This window comes from Trinickia camelliae, assembly GCF_053525655.1.
On sequence record NZ_JBCHAA010000001.1, the window covers coordinates 373,709 to 388,550 of the forward strand.

The window sequence follows — 14,842 nt, forward strand, 5'->3', positions numbered from 1 at the left end:
CGAGGTGCGCTGCAGCAAAATTTCGCATTATGAGAATCGATCTCGTAATTCGAAAATTTTGTTGCGCGGGCAGCGTTCGGCTCATTACAATCGCCGAAAGCTGCCGCGGCCGGTCCCGGCCCGCGTCGTGTGTTCCAAGTGCATTTCTCTAAATCAGGAGACGAGAATGTCCGCTGTACCCGACGAAGTGATGAAATATGTCGCTGCCGATAAAGACGACGACCCCCAGGAGACGGGCGAATGGCTTGAAGCCCTCGATGGCGTGATTTCTGCTGTCGGCCCCGACCGCGCGCACTACCTGATCGAGAAGCAAATCGAATTTGCCCGCGTGCACGGCGAGCACCTGCCTTTCTCGGCGAACACCCCCTACATCAATACGATCCCGGTCGCGAGCCAGCAACGCATTCCCGGCGACCAGGACATCGAACACCGCATCCGCTCGTACACGCGCTGGAACGCCATCGCGATGGTCGTGCGGGCCGGCAAGCATACGAACGTCGGCGGCCATATCTCGTCGTTCGCGTCGGCGGCCACGCTTTATGACGTCGGCTTCAACCACTTCTGGAATGCGCCGTCCGACAAGCATGGCGGCGACCTCGTGTTCGTGCAGGGCCACTCGTCGCCGGGCGTCTACTCGCGCGCGTTCCTGCTCGGCCGCCTGTCCGAGAGCCAGCTCGACAGCTTCCGCCAGGAAGTGGGCGGCGAGGGCATCTCGTCGTATCCGCACCCGTGGCTGATGCCGGACTTCTGGCAGTTCCCGACCGTCTCGATGGGTCTCGGCCCGATCATGGCGATCTACCAGGCGCGCTTCATGAAGTACCTGCAGGCGCGCGGCATCGCGAAGACCGACGGCCGCAAGGTCTGGGCGTTCCTCGGCGACGGCGAAACGGACGAACCGGAATCGCTCGGCGCGATCGGCATGGCCGGCCGCGAGCGTCTGGAAAACCTCGTGTTCGTCATCAACTGCAACCTGCAGCGTCTCGACGGCCCGGTGCGCGGCAACGGCAAGATCATTCAGGAACTCGAAAGCGAGTTCCGCGGCGCGGGCTGGAACGTCATCAAGGTGATCTGGGGCAGCCGCTGGGATGCGCTCTTCGCACGCGACAAGACGGGCGCGCTGATGCGCCGGATGATGGAAGTCGTCGACGGCGAGTACCAGACCTACAAGTCGGAGTCGGGCGCGTTCGTTCGCGAGCACTTCTTCAACTCGCCGGAACTGAAGGCGCTCGTCGCCGACTGGTCCGATGACGACATTTGGGACCTGAACCGCGGCGGCCACGATCCGCACAAGATCTATGCGGCGTTCAAGGCGGCAACCGATACGAAGGGCCAGCCGACCGTGATCCTCGCGAAGACGATCAAGGGCTACGGCATGGGCGAGTCCGGCCAGGCCATGAACATCACTCACCAGCAGAAGAAGCTGCCGGTCGAGCAACTGAAGAAATTCCGCGATCAGTTCCGTCTGCCGATCTCCGACGAAGCGATCGTCGACGTGCCGTACATCAAGTTCGAAGAAGGTTCGAAGGAACTCGAGTACATGCGCGCACGCCGCCAGGAACTCGGCGGCTATCTGCCGGCGCGCCGCCAGAAGGCGGAATCGTTGCCGGTGCCGGCGCTCGAAGCGTTCGAGCCTTTGCTGAAGGGCACGGGCGAAGGCCGCGAGATTTCGACGACGATGGCGTTCGTGCGGATTCTCAACATCCTGTTGAAGGACAAGGCGCTCGGCAAGCGCATCGTGCCGATCGTGCCGGACGAGTCGCGTACGTTCGGCATGGAAGGTCTCTTCCGTCAGATCGGCATCTGGAATCAGGACGGCCAGAAGTACGTGCCGGAAGATTCCGACCAGCTGATGTTCTACAAGGAATCGGAAACCGGCCAGATTCTGCAGGAAGGGATCAACGAAGCCGGCGGTATGTGTGACTGGATCGCGGCCGCGACGTCGTACTCGACGCACGGCGAGATCATGATCCCGTTCTACATCTTCTACTCGATGTTCGGCTTCCAGCGCATCGGCGACCTCGCATGGGCCGCCGGCGACATGCGCTCGCGCGGCTTCCTGCTGGGCGGCACCGCGGGCCGCACGACGCTGAACGGCGAAGGCCTGCAGCACGAGGACGGCCACTCGCTCTTGTGGGCGGCATCGGTGCCGAACTGCATCAGCTACGACCCGACGTTCGGCTACGAGCTCGCCGTCATCATGCAGGACGGCCTGCGCCGCATGGTGCAGGAGCAAGAGGACGTGTACTACTACGTCACGGTGATGAACGAGAACTACGAGCACCCGGCGATTCCGCAGGGCGAGCACGTGGCGGCCGACATCATCAAGGGCATGTATTCGTTCAAGAAGGCCGACGCGAACTCGAAGGCGCCGCGCGTGCAACTGATGGGCGCGGGCACGATCTTCAACGAAGTGATCGCCGCCGCCGACCTGCTCAAGAACGACTGGGGCGTCGATGCCGACCTCTGGAGCGTGCCGAGCTTCACGGAACTCGCGCGTGAAGGCCAGGACGTGGATCGCTGGAACCTGCTGCATCCGGCCGAGCCGCGCAAGCTGTCGCATGTCGAGAAGCTGTTGAAGGACGCGAAGGGTCCGGTCATCGCATCGACCGACTACATTCGCGCACTCGCGGATCAGATCCGCGCCCATGTGCCGCAACGCTTCGTCGTGCTCGGCACCGACGGCTTCGGCCGCTCGGACACGCGCGAAAAGCTGCGTCACTTCTTCGAGGTCGACCGTTACTGGGTCACGGTCGCTGCACTGAATGCGCTCGCGGACGAAGGTACGATCGAGCGCAAGCTCGTCGCCGACGCGCTCAAGAAGTACAACCTCGATCCCGCCAAACCCAACCCGATGCACGTCTAAGGCATCGTCCGCGTGATGCTGGCGTGCGCGCTTTCCGTTCGATGAATGGGACGCGCGCACGCGGCCCAGGAGACACTAACAAATGAGTCAAGCGATCGAAGTCAAAGTCCCGGACATCGGCGATTACAAGGACATCCCTGTGATCGAGGTGCTGGTGAAGGCGGGTGATACCGTCGAGAAAGAGCAGTCCCTCGTCACGCTGGAGTCCGACAAGGCGACGATGGATGTGCCGAGCCCCGCGGCCGGCACGGTCAAGGAAGTGAAGGTGAAGCAGGGCGATCCGGTGTCCGAGGGCACCCTGATCATCCTGCTCGAAGGCGGCGCGGCGGCGCCGGCGGCCAAGCCCGCGCAGGCCAACGGTGCGGCTGCGGCTCCCGCTGCTCCGGCACCGGCTGCTGCGGCAAGCGGTGGCGGCGTGCAGGAAGTGAAGGTTCCGGATATCGGTGACTACAAAGACGTGCCGGTTATCGAAATCGCCGTGAAGGTCGGCGATCGCGTCGAGAAGGAGCAATCGCTCGTCACGCTCGAATCCGACAAGGCGACGATGGACGTGCCGAGCCCGGCATCGGGCGTCGTCAAAGAGATCAAGGTCAAGGTGGGCGACGCGGTGTCGGAAGGCACGGTGATCGTGCTGCTGGAAGGCGGGGGCGCGGGTGCCGCCGCGCCTGCGGCTGCTCCGGCTCCGGCCGCGAAGCAAGTCGAGCATCCGATGGACGAGCCGGCCGCCGCGCCGCAACGCGCCGCAGCGCCCGTTTCGGCGCTCGCGCAAGCGCCGGTGATTCCGTCGGGCGTCGGTGGCGAGCGCAAGCCGAGCCATGCGTCGCCTTCGGTGCGCAAATTTGCGCGCGAGTTGGGCGTCGATGTTGCGCTCGTGCCTGGCACGGGTCCGAAGGGCCGCATCACGCAGGACGACATCACTGCGTTCGTCAAGGGCGTGATGACCGGCCAGCGCGCACCGGCTGCAGCGGCCGCGCCGGCTGCGGGCGGCGGCGAGCTGAACCTGTTGCCGTGGCCGAAGATCGACTTTACGAAGTTCGGTCCGATCGATCCGAAGCCGCTTTCGCGCATCAAGAAGATTTCCGGCGCGAACCTGCATCGCAACTGGGTCATGATCCCGCACGTCACGAACAACGACGAAGCGGATATCACCGAACTCGAAGCGCTGCGCGTGCAATTGAACAAGGAAAACGAGAAGGCGGGCGTGAAGATCACGATGCTCGCGTTCGTCATCAAGGCCGTGGTGTCGGCGCTCAAGAAGTTCCCGACCTTCAACGCAAGCCTCGACGGCGACAATCTCGTCTTCAAGCAGTACTACCACGTCGGTTTCGCGGCCGATACGCCGAACGGTCTCGTCGTGCCGGTGATCCGCGATGCGGACAAGAAGGGCTTGATCGAAATCGCGAAGGAAATGGCCGAGTTGTCGAAGCTCGCACGCGAGGGCAAGCTCAAGCCGGATCAGATGCAGGGCGGTTGTTTCTCGATTTCGTCGCTGGGTGGGATTGGCGGCACGAACTTCACGCCGATCATCAATGCGCCTGAAGTCGCGATTCTTGGTTTGTCGCGTGGCGCGATGAAGCCGGTTTGGGACGGGAAGCAGTTCGTGCCGCGTCTCACGCTGCCGTTGTCGCTGTCGTATGACCATCGCGTTATCGATGGCGCCGAAGCTGCGCGCTTCAATGCGTATTTGGGCGGGCTGCTTGCCGATTTCCGGCGGGTGATTCTTTGATTTAGTGCCGTCGCGGGGGCGTGGGTCGCTTACGTCGGTGATCCACGTCCCTCGTAGAACCTGATTCCACGTCGGTCTGCAAGCATTGCCCCTGTGCGGGGCGGCACCTACTTTTCTTTGTCTTCCAAAGAAAAGTAGGCAAAAGAAAGGCGCGTCCTTGGGCGGACGGCAAAGGATGTTTTGCCCATGTTTTCGCCAGCTTTTTAGTCCTCTGGTCAATGTATCTACGGCGCTTCAATCAACACGGTCAATAAGAGAAGGGGACGTTAATGAGTCTCGTCGAAGTGAAGGTGCCGGACATCGGCGACTTCAAGGATGTCGATGTCATCGAAGTCAATATCAAGCCGGGCGACGTCATCGAGAAGGAACAGTCGCTCCTGACGCTCGAGTCGGATAAGGCATCCATGGAAGTGCCGAGCGATACCGCTGGCACCGTCAAGGAAGTGAAGATCAAAGTCGGCGACAAGGTCTCCCAAGGGACCGTCGTCGCCATCGTCGAAGCCGGTGAAGCAGTAGCTGCTGCGAAACCTGCTGCTCCGGCGGCTGCGCCCGCACCGGCCCCGGTAGCGCCGAAGGCCGCTGCGCCTGCGCCTCAAGCCGGCAGCTTCGGCGGCTCGGCCGATATCGAGTGCGACATGCTCGTGCTCGGCGCAGGCCCCGGTGGGTACTCCGCTGCGTTCCGCTCGGCCGATCTCGGCATGAAGACGGTGCTCGTCGAGCGTTATTCGACGCTCGGCGGCGTGTGCTTGAACGTCGGGTGTATTCCGTCCAAGGCGCTGTTGCACACGGCGCTCATCATGGACGAGGTCAAGGATCTTGCCGCGCACGGCATCTCGTTCGGCGAGCCGAAGATCGATCTCGACAAGCTGCGCGGATTCAAGGAGAGCGTCGTCAAGAAGCTGACCGGCGGCCTCGCCGGCATGGCCAAGGCGCGCAAGGTCGAAGTCGTGACGGGCTTCGGCTCGTTCGTCGATCCGCATCACATGGAAGTCGTGGGCGAGGGCGGCAAGAAGGTCGTCAAGTTCAAGCAGGCCATCATCGCGGCCGGCTCGCAAGCCGTGAAGCTGCCGTTCATTCCGGAAGATCCGCGTGTCGTCGATTCGACGGGCGCACTCGAGTTGCGCCAGATTCCGCAGCGCATGCTCGTGATCGGCGGTGGCATCATCGGCCTCGAAATGGCAACGGTCTACGCGACGCTCGGCTCGCAGATCGACGTCGTTGAAATGCTCGACGGCCTGATGACGGGCGCGGACCGCGATCTCGTGAAGGTGTGGGAGAAGTACAGCGGCAAGCACTTCGCCAACATCATGCTCAAGACGAAGACGACGGCGGCGGAAGCGAAGCCGGACGGCATCTACGTGTCGTTCGAAGGCGAGAAGGCGCCGGCCGAACCGCAGCGTTACGACCTCGTGCTCGTGGCGGTGGGCCGCAGCCCGAACGGCAAGAAGATCGGCGCGGACAAGGCAGGCGTTGCCGTGACCGACCGTGGCTTCATCGACGTCGACAAGCAGATGCGCACGAATGTGCCGCATATTTTCGCGATCGGCGACATCGTCGGCCAGCCGATGCTCGCGCACAAGGCCGTGCATGAAGGCCACGTGGCGGCGGAAGCGGCGCACGGCGAGAAGGCGTACTTCGACGCGATCCAGATTCCGTCGGTGGCTTACACCGATCCGGAAGTCGCGTGGGCCGGCAAGACCGAGGACCAGTGCAAGGCCGAAGGCATCAAGTACGGCAAGGCGGTGTTCCCGTGGGCCGCATCGGGCCGCGCGATCGCGAATGGCCGCGACGAGGGTTTCACGAAGCTGATCTTCGATGAAGAGACGCATCGCGTGATCGGCGGCGGCATCGTCGGCCTCAATGCGGGCGACCTGATCAGCGAAGTGTGTCTCGCGATCGAAATGGGTGCGGACGCAACCGATATCGGCAAGACGATCCATCCGCACCCGACGCTCGGCGAGTCGATCGGCATGGCGGCGGAGTTGTATGAAGGCGTCTGCACGGACTTGCCGCCGCAGAAAAAGAAGTAAGCTCGGCATCTACCGCTAAGCGAAACGAAACGGCGCGCCCAGTAATGGGCGCGCCGTTTCGTTTTCAACGTTTCGTTCCGACCAGATCCGGGCCGCGGCATTCATTAGCGAAGCGAGCAGGCAAAAAAACACCGGCCCTTGGGCCGGTGTAACGATACGCTGCTTGCCGTATCGGGGCTCTGGGCAACCTATCCGCTTGGGAGATCCAGATAGGCCGCGCTATGGCTTACGATACTGAGCGTTTGCGCCCGCGATGGAAGTCGCAGGCGCGGACTAGCTTTAGGCAGCCGGCTTCTTCGCTGCGCGCGAAGCTTGCGAAGCGGCTTGCTGAGCAGCCTTCGTAGCGGCCGTAGCGGCGGCGTTGAAGTTGCTTTCGGCGATTTCGACGGCTTGCTTCGTTGCCTTGTGGACCGTTTCGTACGTCGTGTTGGCGGCGCTGATGGCCGACTTCATCACGGCGACAGCGGTTTCCGAGCCGGCCGGTGCGTTCTTCGCGACGTTTTCGACGAGCGCTTGGACCTTGCGGTTTTGCTCTTCGTATTGCGCTTCCGCGACCTTCGCGAATTCGGCTTGCGTAGCCGATGCGATTTCATACAGGTGACGGCCGTACGACAAAACCTTTTCAGCGACCGGTTGCGTCAGGCTGGCTTGAAGCGCGAGGAGTTCTTGCGCGTCCTTGACCGACAGCGCGCGTTGTGCGTTTTCCTGGCCTTCCGCGATCGTCGATTTCACGACTTGCAGGTTCAGCTCAACCAGCTTTTCGACGCCTTCGAACGCCTTGTTCGTCAGACCGAAGAGAGCTTCGAGGTTGGCCTTCTGTGCTGCGGCAAATTGCTCAGGGGTCAGCAGAGTCATGTTTACGCTCCTGGATTTGATCTGTCTTACGCAGATCGATGGGTTGACAGCAAAACGAGGGTAAAACCGCTTCAAGCGCGCGGCGCATTGTGCGTCGCAACAATGGTTCCCATTTTAGGATGGCGCGCCCAAATGTCAAGCGCATTTTGTGCGACGCACAATCTCGAGAAATTATCGAGAAAACAATGCCTTAAGTCTATGCGGAATGGGTCGCTTAACGAGATTGACACTGTTTTGTGCCCCGCGACGGGAGCCGCCTTGGCGGAAGAGTATCTGATTGTGGCGGGTGAATTTGGGGCGTAAACCGAAGATTGACATTGAACGTTAAGAAAACTACCCGGTCGAATGCGCGCGTCTTAGGATTTGCAACAGACGCTTAAGATTCGGTATGGTCGGCCGTCCGGCGGACTTCGCGTGCCGAGAGTTCGTTGTACCATCGGCGCGATCCGTGTTTTCCCCGCTCAAGTTCATGTTGACCTTGCCGATATGTGGATAAGTGCTATCGGTGAGGCGCAGCCCGTAAGGGTGGCGCACCTGTGCAGGCAGAACCAGGTCGATTGCAGTGCCCGCGAGCGTTGCTGTACCCCGGCGATCGATTTTTTTGATTGCTTACAGTGCGGTTATTGGCTTTTTACAATCGCTGCTTATAAGTCGGTTTAAGTACATTCGATAAGTGCTTAATATTGCTTATTTTTCGTAGCTTTACTACACTGGCGAGAAATTCTCGCCCGCTCTACATTCAGAACACCAATGAAAACCGAAATGTTTTCGTCGATCAAAGTGATGCAAGGCGTGGCGCTCAGCACCGCGATGTCGGTCGCCACCTCGATGGTCATGGCCGCCGCGCTTGCCGCTCCGGTCAATGCCTTCGCTGCATCCGCCGATTCTTCGGCCCCCGCGACGGCCGCGCCGTCGAAACCCGCCAAGCTGCACAAGAAGAAAGTCGCTTCGGGCGCGACGCGAAAATCGTCGAATGCCGCGAAAACGGCTTCCGCGCAGGACGACCAGGCGCCGGTTCGCGTCGAATCGAAACGAAAGCGTGTTTCGTACACAGTAGACGCGCATGGCCGCCACACTGCAGTGCGCAAGGTCGCATTCGCGCCGCGTCAGCAGTCGGTCGGGCAGGCGTTTGGCCTGCACGACACGCCTGATGCGCTCGCCTTGCGCTCGAGCGTGGCCTATGTCGTCGACCAGAACACCGGCGAAACGCTGTTCGACAAGAACTCGCGTGCAGTCGTGCCGATCGCATCCGTCTCGAAGCTGATGACTGCGATGGTCGTGCTCGATTCGAAGTTGCCGATGACCGATCAGATCGAAGTCACCGATGAAGATCGCGACTACATCAAGAATACGGGCTCGCGCCTGTCGGTCGGCTCGGTGCTTTCGCGCGAGGACATGCTACATATCGCGCTTATGGCGTCGGAAAACCGTGCGGCCGCGGCGCTGTCGCGCTATTACCCGGGTGGCCGCCCAGCGTTCCTCCAAGCGATGAACGACAAGGCAAAGCAGCTCGGCATGACCGATACGCACTTCGAGAGCCCGTCGGGCTTGACGAGCGAGAACGTGTCGAGCGCGCGCGATCTCGTGAAGATGGTCAACGCGGCGTATCAATACCCGCTGATCCGCAAGTTCTCGACCGACGAGAGCTACGACGTCTTCAACGGCAAACGCACGATCCCCTATCGCAGCACGAATGCGCTGGTGCGCAATCCGACGTGGGATATCGGTCTGCAGAAGACGGGCTTCATCAACGAAGCGGGTGAGTGCCTCGTGATGCAGGCGACGATCGAAGGTCGTCCGGTGATCATGGTGTTGCTGGATTCGTCGGGCAAGTACTCGCGATTCGCGGACGCGACGCGCGTGCGCAATTGGCTCGACGCAGGCGGCGCTCAGCGCATCACCAGCGCCGATGCAAGCGGTAGCGGCACGTGATGTAAACTCGCGGCAGGCTGCGAGGAGCGGTTTCCGGTCGGAGGTTTGAGATTCGGATGCAGCTTGTGAAAGATGCTTGGAACGGCCCAATCGGCGAAAGTCGATTGGGCCGTTTTCTTTTTCGGTGCTTGGCGCGTAGTTGGCCGCCTTAGTCAGCCGCCACCGTCATGCCGCGCGCAATCCAGCGCGTTTTGCCGTCTTGCTTAAGCAACGCGCCGAAACGGCCGCTTAGCCTGAGCGATTGGAGTCCCTAGGCTCCCAAGGAGAACGGCATGAAATGGATTGGGATCGGTTGGCTCTTGGCGGCGTGCTGCATGTCCGGTACGGCGCTGGCCGACACGAATGGGCAGTTCAACGTGGAGTGCACCTACTCGCACACGCTGGCCGACGACGCCATCGTCTATCCCGGTCAGCCGGGCATCGCGATGGGACATGACTTCTTCGGCAACACGGCTGCGAACGCCTTCACCACGCGCAAGAGCCTGATGGCGCAGCCCGGCACCTCGTGCGACAACTTCGCGGACAGCTCGGCGTATTGGGCGCCGTCGCTGCGGCTGGCGGACGGCCGCGTCATCCGGCCGATGTACCAGAAGACGTATTACCGCGCGAATGGCGTGGACAAGTATCCGGTCTCGCCGCTGCCGGAAGGCCTGCAACTGCTGGCGGGCGACCACCGTGGTTCCGCGCCGTCTCCGAATGTCACTTTCCTTTGCTCGGGCCAGGACTACAGCAGGACGATTCCTACTGGATGCACGCCCAATCAGGAAGGGTTTGTACAGTTCAATATCGCGGTGACGTTCCCGAATTGCTGGGACGGCGAGCATCTGTCGCCCATACAGCACGACCCGGTCACGGGCAGGCCGCAGCATGTCATGTCGGGGCTGGGCAACGCCGTCTATAGCGACCGCGCGGGCAAATGCCCCGCCAACTACGTCCATATTCCCCAGCTGAATTTCAACCTCGCCTACAACCTGGGCACGACGACGAGCCTGGAGGGTGCACAGCTGTCGATGGACCCGACCGTCGTCGACGGCAAGGCGGTGAACGAGAACTGGGGCTCGCTCTATTCGGCCCACGCCGATTTCGTCAACGGCTGGCAGAGCCGCGCCGCGCAATACATGGTGACGTACTGCTTAAACAAAGGCTGGGCCTGCAATAAGCGGATTCCCTTCGACTACAGCGAAGCCTTGGCCGACACCACGCTGAGCAATCTGCGCCCCAACGAGAACACTGGCACCGAGCGTGAAATCCACGCCAAGGCGCGCTTCAAGAGCGATGTCGACCAGGAGATGGCGCTGTTGCGCTTTGCGGTGCCCGCCAAGCCGGACAGCGCGGCGCTGCCGAACCCGAAATACGCTGTTCAGCTCTATGGCGCTAACGCTTCATCCAAATCGGCGCGCATCATCTATCTGTACGAGGCCGATGACAGCTGGGACGAGGCGACCGCCACTTGGGGCAACACACCGCTCTGTCCGGATTCGGGCCGCGCCGTCACGATGTACCTGGACCAGACGCCGGCCTACCGCAACTTCGACGTGACGGATTTCATCAAGGACGCCCAGGCGAGCGGCAAAAAAACGATCTCGTTCTGTGTGCGAGGCACCAACGCCGGGAACGACATCTCCAGCGTATTCGCCTTTGATTCGCGCGAGGGTGCCAATCCGCCGCTGCTGATCTTGCCGTCCAATCCGTGATAGGGAAGGGGCGCTATTCAAGCTGACCGCGCGCCCGCGCGAACCAGGCGCGGCGTGGCGATCACGCGTGTCTTGCTGCGTCAGCCTTTCCCACCTCAGGGTGGTATCCGAGCGATTCGGATATCACGAGCGCGGTTTGGCTCAGCTGCCCGAGCCACGCGTCCTGCAGCCTGTCGGCCGGCGCCGAGAGCGACAGGCCCGCGACCAGCTTGCCCGTATCGTCGTAAATCCCCGCCGCGATACAGCGCACGCCTAATTCGAGCTCTTCGTTGTCGCGTGCACAGGCTTGCTGCCGGACGTGCAGCAACTCACGCTCGAGCTTCGAGAGATCCGTAATGCTGTTTTGCGTATGTCCCGAAAGACCGGTGCGTGTCGCGTAGGCGCGGACGCGCGAGGATTCGTCGGCCGCGAGAAAGAGTTTGCCGACGGACGTCAAATGCAGCGGCGCGCGTCCGCCGATTGCCCGCACCACCTGCATGCCCGAGCGCTCCGAATAGGCGCGCTCGATGTAGACGATCTCATCGCCTTGCCGCACCGACAGATTGACGGTTTGCCCCGTCAGCCGGTGCAGCTCGCGCATCGGCTGCAGCGCGGCGTCGCGCACCGAAAGCCGCGCTTTGACGAGATTGCCGAGTTCCAGCAGGCGCATGCCGAGCCGGTAGGTGCCGGGGTCGGAGCGGTCTACCAGCCGGCAGGTCACCATGTCGTTCAGAATGCGGTGGGCCGTCGAAGGATGCAGATCGGTGCCCTGCGCAAGTTCTTTGAGGCTGACCGGGTCGGTATGGGAGGCGAGGGCGTCCAACAGGCGCATCATGCGCTCGATGACCTGAATCGACGTTTTGGAATCCGGATTCGTTTCGCTCATCGTGAAAAATTGTTTGACGCGTCAACAGCGGGAAAATCGATTGTATCTCGTATCGTGAAAAAAGCGAACGGCGTTTGAATGAAGTCTCGGGCCGCCGATTCGGGCCTTTCACCGTGCTTTGGCGTTGGAGATGCGAAGCAAACAGCGGATAATCGCAGATGTTTTCTCGAAGGAGGGGCTATGCGAGTCGGATTGTTCGTTACCTGCCTGATTGACCTGATGCGCCCGGAAATCGGGTTCTCCGTCATCAAGCTGATCGAGCGCGCGGGTTTCGAAGTCATCGTTCCGCCTGCGCAGACCTGCTGCGGGCAACCTGCCTACAATTCCGGCGACCGTGGCCTCGCGCGCGATCTCGCCGAAAAGACGCTGCGCGAGTTCGAGCAATTCGATTACGTGGTGGTGCCGTCGGGTTCGTGCGGCGGGATGATCGGTGTGCATTACGGCGACTTGTTCGCCGACGATCCCGAACTGATGAGCCGCTACGGGCGGCTGCGCCCGAAAGTCTTCGAACTGACCGATTTCCTCGTCAACGTCGCGAAAATCGAGCTGGGCCCCCTTGGGTTCGAGGGAACGGTCACCTATCACGATTCGTGCTCGGGCTTGAGGGAGCTGGGCGTCAAGGCCCAGCCGCGCGCGCTGCTCGCGCAAGCCGGCGTGGCGGTCACCGAAATGAAGGGTTGCGAGCACTGCTGCGGCTTCGGCGGCACGTTCGCCGTGAAGTACGGCAACATCTCGACGGCGATCGTCGACGAGAAGTGCGCGAATATCCAGGCAAGCGGCGCCGGCGCGGTCGTGCTCGGCGACCTCGGCTGCATGCTCAATATAGAAGGGCGTCTGCGGCGCAACGGCGATACCACCACGCGCGTCCTGCACATCGCGCAGGTCCTCGCGGGCGACGCGTAGATTCGCTCGCCGCCGCGCTTCCTACCTTCTCTCCAAGGCCGCCTCATGCAAGTTCAATCGATGCAATTCAAGGCGCGCGCGGGCCAGAAGCTTGCCGACCAGCGTCTCCAGCAGAACCTGACCAAGCTGTCGACGAAGTTCGTCACGGCTCGCGCGAGCGCAATGACCGCGATCGATTTCCAGGCCACGCGCGCCGCGCTGAAGGCGCGCCGCAATCGCGCGCTGGAAAATCTCGATGTCTGGCTGGAGACGTTCGAGCGCGAAGCGACGCGCCGCGGCGTCACGGTGCTGTTCGCGGAGACGGCGCAGGAGGCGGCGCGGCTCGTCGCCGACATCGCGAAGAAGCACGACGTCAAGAAGGTGATCAAGACGAAATCGATGGTGTCCGAGGAGATGCGCCTGAACGCCGTGCTCGGCGAAATGGGCGTGCAGTCGATCGAGACCGACCTCGGCGAATACATCCTGCAGATCAACGACAACGAGCCGCCGAGCCACATCATTGCGCCCGTCGTCCACAAGGACAAGGAAGAGATCGCGGACCTGTTCGCAAAAACGCACGGGCGCGCGCGTCTCACGGAAATCACGCAGATGACGCGCGAGGCGCGCGAGGTGCTGCGGCCGCACTTCATGTCGGCGGACATGGGAGTGACCGGAGGCAACTTCGTGATCGCCGAGACCGGCTCGGTCGCGGTCGTGACGAACGAAGGCAACGAAGGGATGTGCACGGTGATGCCGCGCGTACATGTCGCCGTGACGGGCATCGAGAAAGTGCTGCCGACGCTCGAAGACCTCGCCACCGCGATGCGTCTGCTGCCACGCTCGGCGACGGGGCAGACCACGTCGAATTACTTCTCCGTGCTGACGGGCCCGCGCGCGGCGGGCGATCAGGACGGTCCCGAGCATATGTACGTCGTGCTGGTCGACGGCGGCCGCACGGGGCTGATCGGCGGGGAGTTTCAAGAGATGCTGCGCTGCATCCGCTGCGGCGCGTGCATGAATCATTGCCCCGTGTATCAGAAGGTCGGCGGCCATACTTATGGATGGGTGTATCCCGGTCCGATGGGCTCGGTGCTGACGCCGAGCTACGTTGGTCTCGACAAGGCGCTGGACCTGCCGCAAGCCGCGACGTTGTGCGGCGAGTGCAATAGCGTGTGTCCGGTCGGGATTCCACTTTCTGACTTGTTGCGCAAGCTGCGTGAAAAGCAAGTGGAGCGGCATTTGCGACCTTGGCGCGAAAGGGCCGGGCTCGCGGTCTGGGGCTTTCTCGCGCTGCGGCCGGGCTTGTACAACCTCGTGACGAAGCTTGCGGTGCGGGTGCTCGAACGCGCTGGCGGGCAGCGGCGTGCGATATCGCGCCTGCCGCTCGCACATGGCTGGACGGCGACGCGCGATATGCCGGCGCCGGTCGGGCGGACGTTCCGCGAGCTGTACGCGGCCCAACGCAGCCATATCGGCTGATCGTGTGACAGGTGCGGCCGGCTTCGCGCCCGCACCGCCAGGCATCGCGGTAACGCCAGGTCTCGCCGCGGCTCGGTTCCACGCCTATACCGCGATTGTTTGCCTCAGCGCAACACTCTATTCACTATCCAGTGCTTTTTCTCGATAGGTGCTGTCTATAGAATTTGGACTCGGCGCCATGGGTCTGTACCTCGCGCCATTCCCGAGAGAGCACATCATGAAAAAGAAAATATCGATTTACTGGCCGCTGGCGGTCATCGTGCCGCTCGCCGCAGTCGCTTATCTGCACGCATACGGCGATGCCGCGCAGCACGCGCCGCTTGCGGCTCACGAGGTGACGGCCGAGCTGGCCCGCACGGTGTCCTACGGCTATATCACCGACGGCGCGGTTAAAGCGTTGCCAGCCGTCCACCGCAACGTGTCGTTCGGGGCGTCGGAAGCGTCGTGATTGACGTTTCGGCGCCGGGCGAAGAATGGCGCGCCTTTGTATAATCGCGCTCTGTCTCGATTTGCCGT

The 14,842-nt window shown here is 62.1% G+C and carries 10 protein-coding genes; 8 read left to right on the forward strand and 2 right to left on the reverse strand.

The window, feature by feature from the left end; all coding sequences use genetic code 11:
- The first annotated feature begins 166 nt into the window (after window positions 1-166).
- The 3 genes from aceE to lpdA all read left to right on the forward strand — a co-directional run bounded on the left by aceE (window position 167) and on the right by lpdA (window position 6,619).
- Complete coding sequence (gene aceE / locus AAHK20_RS01710; protein WP_449179698.1) at window positions 167-2,863, forward strand: pyruvate dehydrogenase (acetyl-transferring), homodimeric type; 2,697 nt, start codon at window positions 167-169, stop codon at window positions 2,861-2,863.
- 82 nt (window positions 2,864-2,945) lie between these two features.
- Window positions 2,946-4,589 carry a dihydrolipoyllysine-residue acetyltransferase gene (gene aceF, locus AAHK20_RS01715; protein WP_449179699.1) on the forward strand — a complete coding sequence of 548 codons (1,644 nt, stop codon included), beginning with the start codon at window positions 2,946-2,948 and terminating at the stop codon, window positions 4,587-4,589.
- Window positions 4,590-4,858: 269 nt separating this feature from the next.
- Entirely contained in the window at window positions 4,859-6,619 is a 1,761-nt protein-coding gene (gene lpdA, locus AAHK20_RS01720; protein WP_449179700.1) for a dihydrolipoyl dehydrogenase, read from the forward strand.
- A 279-nt stretch (window positions 6,620-6,898) separates the two neighbouring features.
- Here lpdA and AAHK20_RS01725 read toward each other — a convergent pair whose 3' ends face one another.
- Window positions 6,899-7,474, reverse strand: a complete 576-nt coding sequence (locus tag AAHK20_RS01725; protein ID WP_449179701.1) for a phasin family protein — start codon at window positions 7,472-7,474, stop codon at window positions 6,899-6,901.
- A gap of 750 nt (window positions 7,475-8,224) precedes the next feature.
- Here AAHK20_RS01725 and pbpG point away from each other — a divergent pair.
- Window positions 8,225-9,406, forward strand: coding sequence for a D-alanyl-D-alanine endopeptidase (pbpG, locus tag AAHK20_RS01730; protein WP_449179702.1), 1,182 nt, complete (start codon window positions 8,225-8,227; stop codon window positions 9,404-9,406).
- Window positions 9,407-9,720: 314 nt separating this feature from the next.
- Window positions 9,721-11,100, forward strand: a complete 1,380-nt coding sequence (locus AAHK20_RS01735) for a DUF1996 domain-containing protein (RefSeq protein ID WP_449179703.1) — start codon at window positions 9,721-9,723, stop codon at window positions 11,098-11,100.
- Between the two features lie 61 nt (window positions 11,101-11,161).
- On the opposite strand, the gene AAHK20_RS01740 is transcribed toward AAHK20_RS01735, so the two are convergent.
- Entirely contained in the window at window positions 11,162-11,965 is an 804-nt protein-coding gene (locus tag AAHK20_RS01740; protein ID WP_449179704.1) for an IclR family transcriptional regulator, read from the reverse strand.
- A 180-nt stretch (window positions 11,966-12,145) separates the two neighbouring features.
- Between AAHK20_RS01740 and AAHK20_RS01745 the strand changes: the two genes are divergently transcribed.
- The 3 genes from AAHK20_RS01745 (at window position 12,146) to AAHK20_RS01755 (ending at window position 14,774) form a co-directional block, all read left to right on the forward strand.
- The gene (locus tag AAHK20_RS01745) at window positions 12,146-12,868 is read left to right on the forward strand and encodes a (Fe-S)-binding protein (RefSeq protein ID WP_449179705.1); all 723 of its coding nucleotides are present in this window, start codon (window positions 12,146-12,148) and stop codon (window positions 12,866-12,868) included.
- A gap of 45 nt (window positions 12,869-12,913) precedes the next feature.
- On the forward strand, window positions 12,914-14,326 hold the full coding sequence (locus AAHK20_RS01750; RefSeq protein ID WP_449179706.1) for a LutB/LldF family L-lactate oxidation iron-sulfur protein: 1,413 nt from the start codon (window positions 12,914-12,916) through the stop codon (window positions 14,324-14,326).
- Between the two features lie 217 nt (window positions 14,327-14,543).
- Window positions 14,544-14,774 (forward strand): hypothetical protein, encoded by a 231-nt coding sequence (locus AAHK20_RS01755; RefSeq protein WP_449179707.1) that lies wholly within the window; start codon window positions 14,544-14,546, stop codon window positions 14,772-14,774.
- Window positions 14,775-14,842 lie beyond the last annotated feature (68 nt).

What these genes read in the sequence shown, in the direction of transcription:
- AAHK20_RS01745 (WP_449179705.1), top strand. Translation starts at nt 12,146, where the DNA reads ATGCGAGTCGGATTGTTCGTTACCTGCCTGATTGACCTGATGCGCCCG.
- lpdA (WP_449179700.1), top strand. Translation starts at nt 4,859, where the DNA reads ATGAGTCTCGTCGAAGTGAAGGTGCCGGACATCGGCGACTTCAAGGAT.
- AAHK20_RS01735 (WP_449179703.1), top strand. Translation starts at nt 9,721, where the DNA reads ATGTCCGGTACGGCGCTGGCCGACACGAATGGGCAGTTCAACGTGGAG.
- AAHK20_RS01755 (WP_449179707.1), top strand. Translation starts at nt 14,544, where the DNA reads ATGAAAAAGAAAATATCGATTTACTGGCCGCTGGCGGTCATCGTGCCG.
- aceF (WP_449179699.1), top strand. Translation starts at nt 2,946, where the DNA reads ATGAGTCAAGCGATCGAAGTCAAAGTCCCGGACATCGGCGATTACAAG.
- AAHK20_RS01740 (WP_449179704.1), bottom strand. Translation starts at nt 11,965, where the DNA reads ATGAGCGAAACGAATCCGGATTCCAAAACGTCGATTCAGGTCATCGAG.
- AAHK20_RS01725 (WP_449179701.1), bottom strand. Translation starts at nt 7,474, where the DNA reads ATGACTCTGCTGACCCCTGAGCAATTTGCCGCAGCACAGAAGGCCAAC.
- aceE (WP_449179698.1), top strand. Translation starts at nt 167, where the DNA reads ATGTCCGCTGTACCCGACGAAGTGATGAAATATGTCGCTGCCGATAAA.
- pbpG (WP_449179702.1), top strand. Translation starts at nt 8,225, where the DNA reads ATGAAAACCGAAATGTTTTCGTCGATCAAAGTGATGCAAGGCGTGGCG.
- AAHK20_RS01750 (WP_449179706.1), top strand. Translation starts at nt 12,914, where the DNA reads ATGCAAGTTCAATCGATGCAATTCAAGGCGCGCGCGGGCCAGAAGCTT.